Source organism: Sporosarcina sp. Y1009 (assembly GCF_057669865.1).
On record NZ_JBYHFO010000023.1, the window covers coordinates 33,875 to 49,238 of the forward strand.

A 15,364-nucleotide genomic window follows, 5' to 3' on the forward strand; every position below is an offset into this window, starting at 1 on the left:
GATTTAAATGACGATTGTACGTCTGGGGTATGTCGCAATGAGTATGGAACTTAAAAATGCATCCCCATCACAAACCATGACTTTTACTCAATTCGAGAAAATTGATGACCGAGATGCTGCTATACGTAAATTAGAACGGATTGCACTTTCAAATCTTCACAATACACTCAGACTGTTAAAACATAATGCAGCTTCTGCCATTCACTTTTACCGATTAACCTCTCGCCTTATTCCTTTAGCAAACCACGAAGCGCTTCCACATTGGAATTATATAAGGCCACTAAAAGCGTCGCTTCGCGAGATTGGAGATTTCGCAAAAGAACATAAGATGAGAATTGATTTTCATCCAGATCACTTCGTTCTTATTAATTCTAAAGAGAAGCATATCTTGAAAAATTCAATTCGTACTTTAAAGCTGCATTACTTATTATTAAAGACGATGGGGATTGATCCCACTCATCGCTGTGTCATGCATGTTGGTGGAAACTATAAAGCAACCGAACTTTCTCTTGAACGTTTCATCGATAATTGGATGGACATCCCAAAAAGGATTCAAACGATGATTATGCTTGAAAATGATGATACCTCTTTTACATTAGAAGATACACTTTACTTATGTGAAAAATTAGATATCCCTCTAGTTTTCGACTATCATCACCATCTTGCCCACCACGTGAACCCTAATTGGGCGCATAACTGGGATAGAGTTGTGCAGACATGGCGGCACTCACCATTCCCGTTAAAAATGCATATATCAAGTCCTAAGAGCGATGCCGCATTTCGTCACCACTCGGATTATATAGACGTCGAACTATTTTTCAACTTCCTAAAAGTCGTAAAAGGAAGTGTTCCACAAATTGACTGTATGATTGAGGCGAAGCAGAAAGATGAAGCACTTTTTAAATTAATGGAGGAAATCAAAACAAGGGAAGATATTGAAGTGATTGATGGCTCTTCTTTTCTCCTAAAGTAGATGCAAATTGCTTATAAAATAAAAAAAGCACTAATTTCTCATTAATAGAAATTAGCACGTTTGTTATTCGCTAGACGTTACTTGATCCTTTGGCGGTTGGCATACATCACATTTACGTTGGTTTTTATTATTAAATTTCGTAAATGTTTTTTCAAAGTTGTTACCGCACGCACATTCAAATTGTAATCTTTGAGAAAAACCGTGGTATTCTGTCGATAATAATTTACTTTCAGAGTTATTATCAACAAATTCCTTAATTTTAGCGATAGTCCATCGTTTATTCATTCTTTTACACCTCCGAGGCTTTTTAGCATCCGGTCCATTAAAGGTAATGATCTTAAGTTACTCATTATAGCATGAGTTGAAACACAAATATACAGAAGGCAGCAATCAGAGTAGACCAATCTTTATTAGAAATATCTACTCTTCTACTTGAATCCAAAATCCTGCGATATTGACTGCCTTTATTTTTTCATCGTTCAATATGATTTCAGCCTTTGAAAAAATGAAATACCAATGAAAAGTTAAACCTTGAACATCATAAGTAGTCGCCTGCATTTGAAGCATGTCATTATTTACAACTTCAACAACCCCTATACATTCCCCCGCTGAACAATGAATCGCGTGCTCCTCTATTAAGTACATCTCAAATTCTGCCGGATCTGTAGGTACACGATAGATTACGAAAATAAAAAGTGCGATAAAGGTAACAATGATTTTGTCTTTTATTGGTGATTTCATATCCAAAATGAGTCCTAATGCACAAATTAACGTGAGCCAGAGCACTGAGTTGATATCAAAAAAATAGGCAAAGAAAAAAGAGATGATAAGTATAAATGACAAATACTGTTTCAGTACATCACCTTTTGATTTGATAAACGTTAGATAATAAGAAGCGATCAAAATGAATGTAAAAAATGCGAGGTTAACAATAACCATAAATCACCATCCTTAATTCCCATTATAACAATATTACATCTATTTAAGCTATGAAGAATTTCTTTTATGAACACAGGCTTAGCCTTTAAGCTGATTTGGGACATTCAACTTTAAAACCCAGCTACCTTCAGGTGAGAAGATTAGCTGGGTTTCTTAATCATTTACATAATCATGAAATAATTATTGTACTTTAATTGACCTTCGTAAGCTTTCCAAAAGTGGGTTCATTCCATCTGCACCTTCTATTGGATATTGAAATGTAATCACGAATGAATGTTCATCAATCTCATAGACAATAAATCCTGTCATAGGATGGTCGCCGTAAAGTTGTGTTTTTCCTCTCAAACCATTTTCTTCAACTGGTGTGCTTACCAATCCATAACCTTCTTGAGAACTTTCTTCAAATCCTTCTGTTTCAAAACTTTCTTGCAAGTTCGATACGGCTTTTTCAAGATTTATGTGTTCTATTATTTCTAATGTTATCTCATAATCATATTCGGTTGAATAAGTTATTTTGTTGTTGCTCACTTCAGGAACACCAAAATCTTCGCTTATTTGATAAGCAATTCCATAGGGTTGTATATGATAATTTATAACTGGAACTTCAACATCCATACCTTCTACGTTCCTAATTTCTGTTTCTGTAGAGCCTGTATGAATCTCCATATTTGTTTCTTTGTTTTCAACCACATCTTCTGAGTTCGCTTGATTTTCATCATCTTTTTCTGACGTTTCTTTTTCCACGTCTTCAGGGTCATCTTCTTCATCGATGATTAGATTATTATCTGGTTGATTACCCTCGTTGCCAGTTAAACTCTCTCCACTTTGATTAGTGATACTGTTAGATAAGAAGTAATAACCGACGAATAATAAAATAGCCATCATTCCTATATTCAACGCATATTTAAAGCCTGCGAATAGTTTAGTTCTGTTTTTGAGTGGATCACTTTTAATCGTAAATAAAATTTCTCTTTCAACTTTTCTTTTTCTCTTCTCCTGCCAAATAATATCTTGATCTAATTGTTTAAGCTGTTCATCAAAGTAAGACTTATCTTTAGATTTATTATTCATACAAAAACCCCTCCTTTAACAATTCTTTTTCTAAAGCGGGAATTGCTCGATAAAGTGTTGTTTTAACCTTTCCTTCTGACCAATTTAAAATCTCACTCGTTTCCTTTACACTAAACTCTCTTATTTTCCTGAGAATGATGACTTCACGATAGGTGGATTTTAATCTGCTCAATGCTTTATACAACTCAATTGAACTTTCCCTGATTTCTAAAACGTCTTCCGGTAAAGATGCTGGGTCCTTCACGGTTTGAAAAATGTCTTGAAAAATCTTTATGGGCTTTTGTTTTCTGATATAGTCTACTGTGCTATTATGTGCAATGCTGAATAGCCATGTTTTAGGGGATGCTTTTTTCTGATAGGAATGGTGGTTTTTATAAGCTTTAATAAATGTGTCATGTGTCAAATCCTCCGCTTGCTGGTAATCGTTAATCATCATCAAAATATACTTAAATATTGAATCACCATAAAGATGATACCAATTCGTAATTTCCTCCTTTGCATCTGGCAAGTTAACTCATCCTTCCCTGCTTTTGTTTGTTCATCATTTAGACGTAAACCAAAATTTAAAGTCACAGTCTTATTTTAATAATATAAAAAAGCTTCTCGCAAAGTTAGAACAATTGCGAAAAGTTTTTTTCAATATCTTACTCATTAAAGTTATAGTTGTCTGAAAATACTCTAGTACCTTCAATGCTCTTGGAAAGTTCTTTTACATGGAGATAATACTTCCCTGAATCTAGGGCAATCACCTCTTCCATATGATCATGGTTATTACCCATCTCGATTGTAATTTCTAACTCTCGATAATCATCTTTAGGTTTTTCTCCATATACAATATAAAAGTTTTTAAATTGGTCATATCCTTGCAGATTATTTCCAAACATTACTGAAATCAAGTTGTCACTTTCTGAAATTGCATATCCGATGCCATCATTATTTTTAAACAAAACAATGGAATAGTTATTGCCAAACCTTTTTTCCATTAATATTTCCGCAGCTTTAATTTGTTTTTCCTCATCTAAAGCACTAAACTTCATAATTTCTCCCATTAGATTTTTATTATTACTGGTTTCTGCTTTAGAATTAGTTTTAAAAGATGAACCTAAAATAAATAATGAAATCGCTAAAAAAATTATTTTTACTATCTTTTTCAATAGTTTCACCTCTAACCTCTTTTTTAAGATAGGTATAGACTGCAGATTATCACATTACATATTACATATTCCTGATAAAAAGAATGATTTGAATATACATATCAGCCATTTCTTCTGGAGATTCAACTAAGGAATTATCTAGCCATTGCTCTATTAACCCTAAAAATGCAGAGGTAGCAAACGCTGCTAAATAATCTTTTGGTATCGTTAATTCTCTAAAAAATGTACTATTTTGCATCATTTTTTCTCCGAAGTGATTGAGAAAAAACTGCTTGAGATGCCTATGAAAACCAAGTTGGTTATTTTCACCTAATAAAATCTGGAAGCGTTCTGCATTTGTTTTTATATAGCGAAACACTTCAACAGCAAGCACTGAAATTCGTCCATTTTCTGCCTCCAAAAGCAAAATGTCTGGTTTTAGACGTTTCAATTGCAATTCAAGGCCTTTAAGTAAGTTATCCTCTATTTGGTGTAGAAGATCGAATTTGTCCTCGTAATGCAAGTAAAAAGTCCCTCTGTTTATTTCAGCAATAGTTGTTATATCACGGACAGAGACTTTCATAAATGGCTTTTCCTTTAGTATCTGCAGAAAACTCTTCTGGATATTCTCCTTCGTTTTTCCATTCATTTCATCGTATATTGAAACCATGCTATCTCCTCCGTACTACTGAACATAATCATATTTTTTGTTTATTGCTTTCATTCTACCAACAAAATAAAATAAAGACATACCATTCAACAGCCTGTTCAGTGGTAATCAAAATACGGAAGGTGATTTTAATGAAAAAAACTACAATAATTATGAGTATATCCCTATTAGCCGCTATTGGAATAATTGGCAAAGCGTTCATACTAATTGAGGATTCTAAAATATTTTTACTGATTTTCTTTGCAGTTGGTACGGGATTAGGATTACTAAGATTATTCGTGAACTATTCGATAAAAAAGATGAAAGGAAAAGGCTGGACGACTAAAGTGTTATTCTTTGGTGTTTTGCTCGGATTAGGATTGCCATTCCAAGCTTGGTTTAGAAATAACGTATTACTAAGCATCGATTCATCTTATTTATTGAGCAGCATCATCGTAATGATCCTAGGTGTTATATTTATGACTACTTGCTCCAGCTACGTTACGAGGAAGAGGAAAACAAATAGTCTAACTAACTAAAGTAAAATGGCCTGGTTTAACTAGGTCATTTCTATGTTAAATCTTATCTTAGTATCTCCATACTCTCTAAGTTTCTAAGCATAAAAAAAGATGTTTCCGAGAGATAAAAATCTCTACGGAAACATCTAAGAAAAATATACACTAATTTTACATCAAGGTTAATGGGTGGTGAATTACATCATGCCGCCCATTCCACCCATGCCGCCCATGTCTGGCATTCCGCCGCCCATGCCGCCTTCTTCTTTAATGTTCGCAACGACTGCTTCAGTTGTTAGGAACATTGCTGCAACAGATGCTGCGTGTTGAAGCGCGTAACGTGTAACTTTAGTTGGGTCAACGATACCTGCATCCATCATGTTTACCCATTCGCTTTCTGCTGCGTCGAAACCGATACCGATTTCTTCACGCTTTAGACGATCAACAACGATTGAGCCTTCAAGGCCTGCGTTGTTTGCAATTTGACGAACTGGCTCTTCAAGTGAACGAAGAACAATTCTAACACCAGTTGCTACGTCCCCATCAGTCGATTCAAGTAGTTCTTCTACTTTCTTGTAGACGTTAACAAGTGCAGTTCCTCCGCCTGAAACGATTCCTTCTTCAACAGCTGCGCGTGTTGAGTTTAGTGCATCTTCAATACGAAGTTTGCGCTCTTTTAACTCAGTCTCAGTAGCTGCTCCCACTTTAATAACTGCAACGCCGCCTGATAGTTTAGCTAGGCGCTCTTGTAGTTTTTCTTTATCAAACTCGGATGTTGTTTCTTCAAGTTGTGAACGGATTTGGTTAACACGGCCAGCGATTTGGTCTGTATCTCCAGCACCTTCTACAATTGTCGTGTTATCTTTTGTAACAACAACTTTTGAAGCTGTTCCTAGTTGTGTAATTTGTGTTTCTTTTAGGTCAAGTCCTAGGTCTTCAGTAATTAGTTCGCCGCCTGTAAGGATTGCGATATCTTCAAGCATTGCTTTACGACGATCACCAAATCCTGGTGCTTTAACTGCAACTGCGTTGAACGTCCCGCGAAGTTTGTTTACAACAAGTGTTGCAAGTGCTTCTCCTTCAACGTCTTCTGCAATCATTAGAAGTGGTTTACCTTGTTGAACAACTTGCTCAAGAACAGGTAAGATTTCCTGGATGTTTGCAATCTTTTTATCTGTAATTAAAATATATGGATTGTCGAGAACTGCTTCCATTTTGTCCGTATCTGTAGCCATATATGCTGATGCATAACCACGGTCAAACTGCATTCCTTCAACAACATCAAGTTCAGTTGTAAATCCTTTTGACTCTTCAATAGTAATAACGCCGTCGTTACCAACGCGCTCCATTGCATCCGCAATTAGCTGACCAACTTCTTCATCTCCTGAAGAAATTGCTGCAACTTGTGCGATAGATTCTTTTTCTTCGATTGGTTGTGAAATAACCGTTAATTGTTCAACAGCTTTTTTCACAGCTAGTTCGATTCCTTTACGGATTCCAACAGGGTTTGCACCCGCTGTTACGTTTTTAAGTCCTTCGCTGATCATTGCTTGTGCAAGAACTGTTGCAGTTGTTGTTCCATCACCAGCGATTTCGTTCGTTTTTGAAGCAACTTCAGCTACGAGTTTTGCACCCATATCTTCAAATTTGTCTTCAAGTTCGATTTCACGAGCAATTGTTACACCATCGTTTGTAATAAGTGGTGAACCAAATGCTTTCTCTAGAACGACGTTACGTCCTTTTGGTCCAAGTGTAACTTTAACCGTATCCGCAAGCTTGTCGACTCCACGTTTCATCGCACTACGAGCATCTTCATTAAATTTAATTTCTTTAGCCATTTATAATATCCCTCCAGAATTTACGTATGTTTTACAGTATTCAAATCTTCCTTGAATTAACCGATGATAGCTAAAACGTCACTTTCACGTAGGATTAAATATTCATTGCCTTCATGTTTAACTTCAGTACCGGAATATTTTGAGAAGATAATCTTGTCGCCTTCTTTAACTTCTAAGTCGACACGTTGGCCGTTTTCCAAAACGCGGCCTGTTCCTGCAGCAATAACTTTACCTTCTTGCGGTTTTTCTTTCGCAGAATCTGGCACAATAATGCCACTAGCCGTTTTTTCTTCCGCCTCAACTAATTCGATTACGATTCGGTCACCTAATGGTTTCAACATGTAAAACAACCTCCCAAAGATAATAATTACTTTTAGCACTCGCCTACTTGGAGTGCTAATACAATTTCTATCATAATAAACATCCACTCCTTTTGCAAGCAAAGTACATTAACATTCTTCTCTTTGCTTATGTCACTTAAAACAGATAAAATAACATCAGTTGTTATTAAGGGGATGAACATTTTGAAAAACTGGAAAATCTATTTTTATCTTATTTTTACCTATATCGTCATGCAAATCGGTAGTCTAATTTTAGTCAAGCCGATTTATCAATACTTTACAGGAAATCCAAGTATAACCGCACAACAAGCTGAATATCATGCAATTGCATGGTCGCTTTTCACAGTAAATACACTAGCGGCAATTATTTTTCTGCTATTAATGTTCACGAAAAAGAAATTCTTTCATGTATTTAAAGGAAAACCCGCTTCGATAGGTGCCACAATTTTATGGGGTGTCCTCGGATTTTTCCTAGCCCTGTTCGGACAAATGGCTGCAGGTATGATTGAACAATTTATCGGTATTGAGGCCGGATCAGAAAACACAGCCTTTCTATCAGAGATTGCCAAAGTATCGCCCATAATCATTATTTGTATTGTTGTATTTGCACCGCTGTTAGAAGAAATTATATTCAGACGCGTCATTTTCGGCGGCCTTTATCAAAAAACCAATTTTATCATAGCCGCTTTAATTAGTGGTCTTATCTTCGCGGCTGTTCACGGTGAACTTCATCATTTACTCATTTACTTAGCCCCAGGACTTGTCTTTTCATTCGTCTACTATAAGACCAAAAGGCTCATTACACCAATGATTTCACACTTGTTAATGAACGGATTGGTTGTTATTATCCAACTGAATTATGATAAAATATTGGAACTACAAAAGTTGAATCAAGCTTTCATCGCATTGCTAATCAGATAACAAAAAAAGTCTTCCACCGATATTATTCGGTTGGAAGACTTTTTATTCACCAGCTGCTGTATTTTGAACTTCTTCAATTTGGCGTTGTTGTTCTGCTTTTAAGTACTTTCGATAACCAACACGAGCAATAACAATACTAATCTCATAAAGTATGAATAGTGGTCCCGTTACAAATAGATGAGACATGAGATCAGGCGGTGTTATGAATGCAGCGATCACGAACAAACCAAAGTAGGCATATTTTCGCACTTTCACAAGTGTCGAAGGATTCAATAGACCAAGCCTAGCAAAAAACACAATAACAACGGGTAATTGGAAGACAATCCCAAACGGAATCGTTAATTGAAATAAGAAAGTAAAATACTCATTCACACCAATGGTCTGCGTGATCCCTAAATCATTCGATAAATTCATCATGAATTTTATGACGTATGGGAGTAAGACAAAATAGGCAAATGAAATACCACCTAGTAAAAGTAAAAAAGCATATGGTATATAACTCAGCGTCGCTCGCCGTTCTGCTTCGTGCAGACCAGGAGAGATAAATGACCACATCTGATACATCAGAATTGGTGAAATAACCACAACTGCGATAAAGAAAATGACTTTTAAATAGATCAGCATAGGATCAATGACATTAAATGCATTCAGCGTGATATTTTTTGCTTCCCCCTGTACTTGGAGAAAATTTATGAGCGGTTTCGCGAGAAAAAAACTACCTATAATTGCTACAACAAAGAAAACGACAATCACCATCAGCCGTTTTCTCAATTCATCTATATGCTCAATGATTGTTAAATTTTTATTGTTCATCGGACTAACATCCTAACTCACTTCTGTTGTTCTTCGATCTTTTCTGCTTTCTTAACTTCGTCGTCATCTTTGACGAGTCCTTGTGTCGCGTTTTTAAACTCACGCAATGAAGAACCGAACGCTTTTCCAATCTCTGGTAATTTCTTCGGACCAAACACGAGCAATGCAATAATCGCAATTAGAATTAGACTAACAGCACCTGGCATCATCTTCGGACACCTCCTATTTTAGAGTTGGTAAGAACGTTACCTAATTATTAGGGAATAAATTCATCCAACTTTCTCCTATCCATTTTACACTAAAATCGTCTATATTACTATAATGTAACGGTTACAATTGTGAATCTTTGACGTCATTTTTCATGAAATAGATAAGCGTTTGTAGTTCTACAGATAAATCGATTGTATGTACCCGGACAGACTCCGGTACTGCAAGTCGGACTGGTGTAAAATTTAAAATACCATGTATACCATAATTGACAAGTTCATCTGCAACCCCTTGTGCAACGCTTGAAGGCGTTGATAAAATCGCCAACTCAATTCTATGATCCTTCAATTTCTCTTCAGCTAAACTTGGATGATAAACAGGAATTCCACTAATTGTCTCCCCTGCAAGCGACGTTTTAGGATCAAACGCCATGATGATACGTGTGTTGTGTTTTTTTTGAAAATTATATTTTAAGAAAGCGTTACCTAAACTGCCGACACCAAAAAGGGCGACATTGGTTTCGATATCTTGATCAAGAATTGTACGAAAAAAATCGACTAAGTATTGAACATCATACCCATAGCCTTTTCTACCGAGTGCACCAAAATGTGAGAAGTCCCGACGAATTGTTGCAGCATCGATCTTCATCGCTTCACTTAATTCACTAGACGATACTCGCTTTTTATCTGCATTTTCAAAATTTTGTAGAAATCTATAATATAGAGGCAATCTTTTTGACGTCGCCTCCGGAATCTTAGGCACTTCCTCTGACATTTTACCCCTCCTACACCTACTTAAAGCCTATTCTATCGTATCTCACTTGTAGAATATTGTAAAGCTGACCATTGCGTACAACGATGTGTTCAGGTTAAACTATAGATGAATAGAGGTGTATTAAATCATGATTGTTTTACAAGTGAATGCGTTAACTAAATCATTTTCTGGAACGACTATACTAGAAAATGTTCAACTTGAAGTTCATCAACGCGACCGTGTTGCTTTGGTTGGGCGAAATGGTGCTGGAAAATCAACCTTACTAAAAATAATTGCAGGTGAAATGACTGCTGATACAGGTGATTTAATCATCCCGAAGAACATACGAATCGGTTACCTCGAGCAACACTCTGGGATTGATTCAACGTTAACTGTATGGGATGAAATGATGACCGTTTTTGAACCACTTAGAGCAATGGAAAGACGAATCCGCTCTCTTGAAAAACAGATGGCAGATCCAGTCATTTTTTCAAATAGTGAAGAGTTCGAACGTGTTTCGACTGAATATGACGAACTACAAACAGAATTTAGTGATTCAAAAGGCTATCAATATGAGGCTGACACAAGATCTGTCCTTCACGGAATGCGGTTTTATCCAGAGGATTATACAAAACAGGTCAATCTTTTATCGGGGGGCCAAAAAACACGCTTGGCTCTTGCCAAAATGCTGCTTAGTAACCCGGACTTACTTATATTAGATGAACCAACAAACCATCTTGACATTGAAACGCTTGGTTGGCTGGAGAAATACTTAGTTAACTACGAAGGTGCTTTGCTAATTGTCTCGCATGACCGATATTTCCTCGATGAGATTGTAACCATCGTTTATGAAGTAGCCAGACATAAAGTGACAAAATACATTGGTAACTACAGTACATACCTAACCGAAAAAGCAAAAAACTATGAACGAGATGTAAAGATGTATGAACGAGAAGTAAGTGAACGGGCTAATCTCGAGGATTTTGTTCAACGGAATATTGCACGTGCTTCAACTTCGAAAATGGCTCAAAGTCGCCGGAAGATGTTGGAACGAACAAATTGGATGGATTCCCCGGATGGCGACGAAAAATCAGCTAATTTCACTTTTTCTGTTGAACGTCCCAGTGGTAACGATGTTCTAGCAGTCGATAATTTAGCAATTGGTTATAACAACTCCCCTGTTTCAGAGAACTTGAAATTACGCGTCTATAAAGGCGATCGAATTGCAATAATCGGGCCCAATGGTGTAGGTAAATCAACATTACTAAAAACAATTGTTAAAAAGCATAGTGAACTCGCTGGCGAAATTAGATATGGGACAAATGTTCAGTTTGGCTATTACGATCAGGAGCAAGCCACGTTGGTCGGCACTGATACAGTTCTAGAAGAGCTCTGGAGTGAATGGCCAATGATGAACGAGAAAGACATAAGAGGGATTCTAGGACGGTTTCTCTTCACAGGAGACGATGCAGGAAAACCTGTCACCTCTTTATCTGGCGGTGAAAAAGCACGACTATCCCTTGCAAAATTGATGCTCCAGAAATCAAACACACTCATCTTAGATGAACCGACAAACCATCTGGACTTGGATAGTAAAGAAATCCTTGAAAATGCACTTGATGATTTTCCGGGAACAATCCTCTTTGTCTCGCATGACCGCTATTTCATCAATCGCCTTGCGACAAAAGTTATCGACATCGGTGCTTCTGGTGCTGTGGAATATTTAGGTGACTATGACTACTATGTAGAAAAGAAGTTAGAACAAGAAGAATTACTGGCAGACAAGGCGCGAGCCGTTCTAGTCAATTCGCCACCTGCTAACACCAAACAAGATATCGACAAAGAAACTAAGCGACAAGAACGTAGACTTACCCGTGGAATCGAAGAAATCGAAGCACAAATTTCGACGCTTGATATACAGATTGAATCCTTGCAAGACGAACTTCTACAACCTGAATTTGCTGACGATCATATCAAGTTGATGGAAATCCAAAATAACATTAATCAGTTGCAAATTGATCACGATGAAAAGGCTGAAAAGTGGCTTGAATTACAGGAACAACTTGAAGAATTATGAGATTATATTAGTCATCTTCCTAAGATGACTTTTTTTACTTCTTTAAGCATTTCTTCACTTTTCCACAACCTTATCCACGTTACAAACACTGATAAACCAACAACAAACCTTAGTTATCCACAAATTCTGCACATATCAAGCATCTTACGCACAAAGTTATCCCATGTCGTTGGTTATTAAATGTACATTTCACTATACTATCCACATCTTATCCACATATTGTTAATAAGTACGGATGTTCCTATTGACAAATGAAAATATCCAAAAGTAAAAACGTGGAAATTATCTGAAATAGATAATTCCCACGCTTTATTATTTCTGCCAAGAAATGAGTTCCATTCCTGGTCTCCCGTTCATCGCCATTGTGCCGCGAACACCGCTCGTGAACATGAAAGTTCCAGCAGAAGCGATCATTGCTGCATTGTCTGTACATAGCGCAATAGGTGGAACATAAAATGGAATAGATAAATCCTTGAACTTTTTCTCCAGTGATGAACGCAGCTGCTTATTGGCAGCAACCCCGCCAGCTGCAATCACTTGTTTTACTTTAAATTCCTTGGCTGCTTTTAACGTTTTAGTTGTCAACACATCAACAACACTGGATTGAAAACCTGCCGCAACATGAGCCCGATTAACCTCATCCCCGCGCTGCTTTAAATTATGTTTATAATTAATCACAGAAGATTTGAGCCCACTAAAACTGAAGTCGTATGAATCAGGTTCAAGCCAAGCTCTTGGAAATTCGACTTCTCCATCACTTTCATTGGCTAAGCGGTCAATTCCTGGTCCACCCGGATAAGGTAAACCCAACACGCGTGCAACTTTATCATAGGCCTCTCCTGCTGCGTCGTCACGTGTTTCTCCAATCACTTCAAATGATCCATGCTCTTTCATAAGAACTAGCTCAGTATGTCCACCTGAAACGATAAGTGCGAGTAATGGAAACGCCATCGGTTGCATGAGCTGGTTGGCATAAATATGCCCTGCAATATGATGCACGCCAATAATCGGTAATTGGTTGGCAAATGCAAATGCCTTCGCAGCATTAATGCCAATGAGTAAAGCACCTACTAAACCAGGGCCTTCTGTTACCGCAACTGCATCTAAGTCGCTCGGTTGTAATTTAGCAATTTCCAGTGCTTCCTCTATGACATACGTAATTTGTTCAACATGGTGTCTTGACGCAATTTCAGGAACAACACCCCCAAATCGCTTTTGACTCTGAATTTGTGACGCAACAACGTTGGATACGATTTCAGTACCATTTTTAACAACCGAAGCAGCTGTTTCATCACAACTCGTTTCAATTCCTAATATATACACATCTTTTATCATGATAATTCCACCCACATGACGAGGGCATCTTCACCGTCGTCGCTATAATAGTTTTTTCGAATGCCGCCTTCTTGAAAATTAAGTTTTCGGTATAAGTTTTGAGCAGTTTGGTTACTAACGCGTACTTCTAGCGTCATTAACTTTACATCCATTTCTTTGCAGAGACTAATCGCCCTTCGCATTAATCCTTCACCAATCCTATGACCCCTTAAACGTTTTAAAACAGCAACATTCGTAATATGACACTCATCCATGACAATCCACATTCCACAATGTCCAATAACCTCAACATTTTCCACTGCTACAATATAATGCGCATAGTTATTGCCAGTCATCTCATGTTCAAAAATTTCCTGTGTCCATGGTACTGTAAACGATTCTTCTTCAATAGATACCACAGACGGGATATCTTTTTCTATCATTTTTCGGTAAGTAATCTCTTTACTTAAGTTCATTCTGATTCTCCTGCGCTTTCAACCAATTAGCCTCTGCTTCAGCAATTCTACGATATTCAGGCACGAAATTATGAACATCTACTTCCTCTTCAAACTGGGAAGCTGCATAAATAAGGGACGAAGCACGAGGTAAATTGAACTGTACAGGCGAAAATTTCGCAAAACTTGTCAGTTTATCATGTAATTGATCTTTATGCATTGCCGTGTCTTTTCCTATAAACAAAACTGGCGAATTATAAACCTTTAGCTTTTCGATTAACTCTCCAACCGAATAATGGCCATCTTCAATTACATTGACTAATTTTTCATTTTCTAAACGATAAGCACCAGCATACACATTGTTTCTTCGGGCATCTACAATCGGACATAGTAAACCCTCAAAATAAAGACAGTTTGTCGCCAGCGTTTTCAAACTAGAAACGCCAACGAGTGGTTTTTTCAGTGTCCAAGCTAGTGTTTTAGCAATTGTAACACCGATTCTGACGCCAGTATAAGAACCTGGCCCCTCTGATACTGCAATCTTATCAATATCTGAGGGAGCTATATTCGCCTTCTTAAAAAGCTCTTCGATTGCTGGCATTGCCCGAAGTGAATGATTAATTGCCATCGAGGTATTTTCTTCAACCAATATTTCTCCATCTTTAACAATTGCAATGGAAAGCGGCGTATTTGCAGTATCAATCCCTAGCCATATCATAAATTTAACTCCTCACAAATTTTTTCATATCGCACACCATATGGCTTTACAGTAATTGTTCGCATCGTATCACCTTCATGAACAATTTCAACCTCGAGACGATTTTTCGGTAAATCTTCTTTAATTAAATGTGCCCATTCAATGATTGTAACGGCATCACCATAAAACAATTCGTCCCAGCCAAGATCTTCATCACTGCCAGCCAATCGATAAACATCCAAATGATTAAAAGGAAAGTTTCCTTCATATTGCTTTAAGATTGTAAAAGTCGGACTACTAACAGTTCGCGTGATCCCAATCGCTCTAGCGAAAGCTTGTGTAAAAGCTGTTTTCCCGGCACCTAAATCACCTTCTAGTGTAATGACGTCCGGAGGCGCAATTAGTAATGCAAGATTTTTAGCAAGTTGTTCTGTTTCCATAAGGGAATGAACGATAAATTGTTTTTTCATTTTATGATTCCTTTCAAGTAGTCCGCTCCACTTATTTTCTCTCATTGTACAGAAGATAAACCAAATCTGAAAGCGTTCATACTTTAATAAAATTTCAAAACAAAAAAACGATTAGAGCTTTTAGGCCCCAATCGGTTCTATGTTTTAAATATAATGACGGTCCCGACGGGAATCGAACCCGCGATCTCCTGCGTGACA

At 37.2% G+C, this 15,364-nt stretch carries 19 protein-coding genes; 4 read left to right on the forward strand and 15 right to left on the reverse strand.

All coding sequences use genetic code 11. The features are described from left to right. Nucleotides 1-7 precede the first annotated feature (7 nt). Nucleotides 8-973 carry a UV DNA damage repair endonuclease UvsE gene (uvsE, locus tag AC25Y1_RS18035; protein ID WP_488149394.1) on the forward strand — a complete coding sequence of 322 codons (966 nt, stop codon included), beginning with the start codon at nt 8-10 and terminating at the stop codon, nt 971-973. A gap of 63 nt (nt 974-1,036) precedes the next feature. Here uvsE and AC25Y1_RS18040 read toward each other — a convergent pair whose 3' ends face one another. The 6 genes from AC25Y1_RS18040 to AC25Y1_RS18065 all read right to left on the reverse strand — a co-directional run bounded on the left by AC25Y1_RS18040 (nt 1,037) and on the right by AC25Y1_RS18065 (nt 4,786). Next, nucleotides 1,037-1,258: a hypothetical protein gene (locus AC25Y1_RS18040; protein ID WP_488149395.1), complete on the reverse strand. Its 222-nt coding sequence runs from the start codon at nt 1,256-1,258 to the stop codon at nt 1,037-1,039. Between the two features lie 135 nt (nt 1,259-1,393). After that, nucleotides 1,394-1,912, reverse strand: coding sequence for a hypothetical protein (locus AC25Y1_RS18045; protein ID WP_488149396.1), 519 nt, complete (start codon nt 1,910-1,912; stop codon nt 1,394-1,396). A 180-nt stretch (nt 1,913-2,092) separates the two neighbouring features. Beyond that, entirely contained in the window at nt 2,093-2,983 is an 891-nt protein-coding gene (locus AC25Y1_RS18050; RefSeq protein ID WP_488149397.1) for a hypothetical protein, read from the reverse strand. Beyond that, complete coding sequence (locus tag AC25Y1_RS18055; protein ID WP_488149398.1) at nt 2,976-3,491, reverse strand: RNA polymerase sigma factor; 516 nt, start codon at nt 3,489-3,491, stop codon at nt 2,976-2,978. Before AC25Y1_RS18055 ends, AC25Y1_RS18050 begins: the two co-directional genes overlap by 8 nt. Before the next feature lie 136 nt (nt 3,492-3,627). Continuing rightward, nucleotides 3,628-4,137 (reverse strand): hypothetical protein, encoded by a 510-nt coding sequence (locus AC25Y1_RS18060; RefSeq protein ID WP_488149399.1) that lies wholly within the window; start codon nt 4,135-4,137, stop codon nt 3,628-3,630. 61 nt (nt 4,138-4,198) lie between these two features. Further along, nucleotides 4,199-4,786, reverse strand: coding sequence for a TetR/AcrR family transcriptional regulator (locus tag AC25Y1_RS18065; RefSeq protein ID WP_488149400.1), 588 nt, complete (start codon nt 4,784-4,786; stop codon nt 4,199-4,201). Between the two features lie 131 nt (nt 4,787-4,917). Between AC25Y1_RS18065 and AC25Y1_RS18070 the strand changes: the two genes are divergently transcribed. Beyond that, entirely contained in the window at nt 4,918-5,304 is a 387-nt protein-coding gene (locus AC25Y1_RS18070; RefSeq protein WP_488149401.1) for an MFS transporter permease, read from the forward strand. Nucleotides 5,305-5,477: 173 nt separating this feature from the next. On the opposite strand, the gene groL is transcribed toward AC25Y1_RS18070, so the two are convergent. Both groL and groES read right to left on the reverse strand, forming a co-directional pair. Continuing rightward, nucleotides 5,478-7,118, reverse strand: a complete 1,641-nt coding sequence (groL, locus tag AC25Y1_RS18075; protein WP_488149402.1) for a chaperonin GroEL — start codon at nt 7,116-7,118, stop codon at nt 5,478-5,480. A 56-nt stretch (nt 7,119-7,174) separates the two neighbouring features. Further along, entirely contained in the window at nt 7,175-7,459 is a 285-nt protein-coding gene (gene groES / locus AC25Y1_RS18080; RefSeq protein ID WP_488149403.1) for a co-chaperone GroES, read from the reverse strand. A gap of 183 nt (nt 7,460-7,642) precedes the next feature. Here groES and AC25Y1_RS18085 point away from each other — a divergent pair, with 183 nt between their 5' ends. After that, a complete protein-coding gene (locus tag AC25Y1_RS18085) occupies nt 7,643-8,380 on the forward strand; it encodes a CPBP family intramembrane glutamic endopeptidase (protein WP_488149404.1) in 738 nt (245 codons plus the stop codon). A gap of 42 nt (nt 8,381-8,422) precedes the next feature. Here the strand turns inward: AC25Y1_RS18085 and tatC are convergent, their stop codons facing one another. The 3 genes from tatC to AC25Y1_RS18100 form a co-directional block, all read right to left on the reverse strand. After that, nucleotides 8,423-9,193: a twin-arginine translocase subunit TatC gene (tatC, locus tag AC25Y1_RS18090; RefSeq protein WP_488149405.1), complete on the reverse strand. Its 771-nt coding sequence runs from the start codon at nt 9,191-9,193 to the stop codon at nt 8,423-8,425. Nucleotides 9,194-9,210: 17 nt separating this feature from the next. Continuing rightward, the gene (gene tatA / locus AC25Y1_RS18095; protein ID WP_488149412.1) at nt 9,211-9,399 is read right to left on the reverse strand and encodes a twin-arginine translocase TatA/TatE family subunit; all 189 of its coding nucleotides are present in this window, start codon (nt 9,397-9,399) and stop codon (nt 9,211-9,213) included. A gap of 124 nt (nt 9,400-9,523) precedes the next feature. Next, a complete protein-coding gene (locus AC25Y1_RS18100) occupies nt 9,524-10,174 on the reverse strand; it encodes a redox-sensing transcriptional repressor Rex (RefSeq protein WP_488149406.1) in 651 nt (216 codons plus the stop codon). 127 nt (nt 10,175-10,301) lie between these two features. Between AC25Y1_RS18100 and abc-f the strand changes: the two genes are divergently transcribed. Continuing rightward, nucleotides 10,302-12,230 carry a ribosomal protection-like ABC-F family protein gene (gene abc-f / locus AC25Y1_RS18105; RefSeq protein WP_488149407.1) on the forward strand — a complete coding sequence of 643 codons (1,929 nt, stop codon included), beginning with the start codon at nt 10,302-10,304 and terminating at the stop codon, nt 12,228-12,230. A 312-nt stretch (nt 12,231-12,542) separates the two neighbouring features. Here the strand turns inward: abc-f and tsaD are convergent, their stop codons facing one another. The 4 genes from tsaD to tsaE are packed head-to-tail and all read right to left on the reverse strand — an operon-like array spanning nt 12,543 to nt 15,166. Next, nucleotides 12,543-13,565, reverse strand: coding sequence for a tRNA (adenosine(37)-N6)-threonylcarbamoyltransferase complex transferase subunit TsaD (gene tsaD / locus AC25Y1_RS18110; RefSeq protein ID WP_488149408.1), 1,023 nt, complete (start codon nt 13,563-13,565; stop codon nt 12,543-12,545). After that, complete coding sequence (gene rimI, locus AC25Y1_RS18115) at nt 13,562-14,020, reverse strand: ribosomal protein S18-alanine N-acetyltransferase (protein WP_488149409.1); 459 nt, start codon at nt 14,018-14,020, stop codon at nt 13,562-13,564. Before rimI ends, tsaD begins: the two co-directional genes overlap by 4 nt. Then, entirely contained in the window at nt 14,007-14,717 is a 711-nt protein-coding gene (gene tsaB, locus AC25Y1_RS18120) for a tRNA (adenosine(37)-N6)-threonylcarbamoyltransferase complex dimerization subunit type 1 TsaB (RefSeq protein WP_488149410.1), read from the reverse strand. The genes rimI and tsaB overlap by 14 nt, the downstream gene beginning before the upstream one ends. Next, a complete protein-coding gene (gene tsaE / locus AC25Y1_RS18125; protein ID WP_488149413.1) occupies nt 14,714-15,166 on the reverse strand; it encodes a tRNA (adenosine(37)-N6)-threonylcarbamoyltransferase complex ATPase subunit type 1 TsaE in 453 nt (150 codons plus the stop codon). The genes tsaB and tsaE overlap by 4 nt, the downstream gene beginning before the upstream one ends. Between the last annotated feature and the right edge of the window lie 198 nt (nt 15,167-15,364).

What these genes read in the sequence shown, in the direction of transcription:
- uvsE (WP_488149394.1), top strand. Translation starts at nt 8, where the DNA reads ATGACGATTGTACGTCTGGGGTATGTCGCAATGAGTATGGAACTTAAA.
- AC25Y1_RS18040 (WP_488149395.1), bottom strand. Translation starts at nt 1,258, where the DNA reads ATGAATAAACGATGGACTATCGCTAAAATTAAGGAATTTGTTGATAAT.
- AC25Y1_RS18045 (WP_488149396.1), bottom strand. Translation starts at nt 1,912, where the DNA reads ATGGTTATTGTTAACCTCGCATTTTTTACATTCATTTTGATCGCTTCT.
- AC25Y1_RS18050 (WP_488149397.1), bottom strand. Translation starts at nt 2,983, where the DNA reads ATGAATAATAAATCTAAAGATAAGTCTTACTTTGATGAACAGCTTAAA.
- AC25Y1_RS18065 (WP_488149400.1), bottom strand. Translation starts at nt 4,786, where the DNA reads ATGGTTTCAATATACGATGAAATGAATGGAAAAACGAAGGAGAATATC.
- AC25Y1_RS18070 (WP_488149401.1), top strand. Translation starts at nt 4,918, where the DNA reads ATGAAAAAAACTACAATAATTATGAGTATATCCCTATTAGCCGCTATT.
- groL (WP_488149402.1), bottom strand. Translation starts at nt 7,118, where the DNA reads ATGGCTAAAGAAATTAAATTTAATGAAGATGCTCGTAGTGCGATGAAA.
- groES (WP_488149403.1), bottom strand. Translation starts at nt 7,459, where the DNA reads ATGTTGAAACCATTAGGTGACCGAATCGTAATCGAATTAGTTGAGGCG.
- tatC (WP_488149405.1), bottom strand. Translation starts at nt 9,193, where the DNA reads ATGAACAATAAAAATTTAACAATCATTGAGCATATAGATGAATTGAGA.
- tatA (WP_488149412.1), bottom strand. Translation starts at nt 9,399, where the DNA reads ATGCCAGGTGCTGTTAGTCTAATTCTAATTGCGATTATTGCATTGCTC.
- AC25Y1_RS18100 (WP_488149406.1), bottom strand. Translation starts at nt 10,174, where the DNA reads ATGTCAGAGGAAGTGCCTAAGATTCCGGAGGCGACGTCAAAAAGATTG.
- abc-f (WP_488149407.1), top strand. Translation starts at nt 10,302, where the DNA reads ATGATTGTTTTACAAGTGAATGCGTTAACTAAATCATTTTCTGGAACG.
- tsaD (WP_488149408.1), bottom strand. Translation starts at nt 13,565, where the DNA reads ATGATAAAAGATGTGTATATATTAGGAATTGAAACGAGTTGTGATGAA.
- rimI (WP_488149409.1), bottom strand. Translation starts at nt 14,020, where the DNA reads ATGAACTTAAGTAAAGAGATTACTTACCGAAAAATGATAGAAAAAGAT.
- tsaB (WP_488149410.1), bottom strand. Translation starts at nt 14,717, where the DNA reads ATGATATGGCTAGGGATTGATACTGCAAATACGCCGCTTTCCATTGCA.
- tsaE (WP_488149413.1), bottom strand. Translation starts at nt 15,166, where the DNA reads ATGAAAAAACAATTTATCGTTCATTCCCTTATGGAAACAGAACAACTT.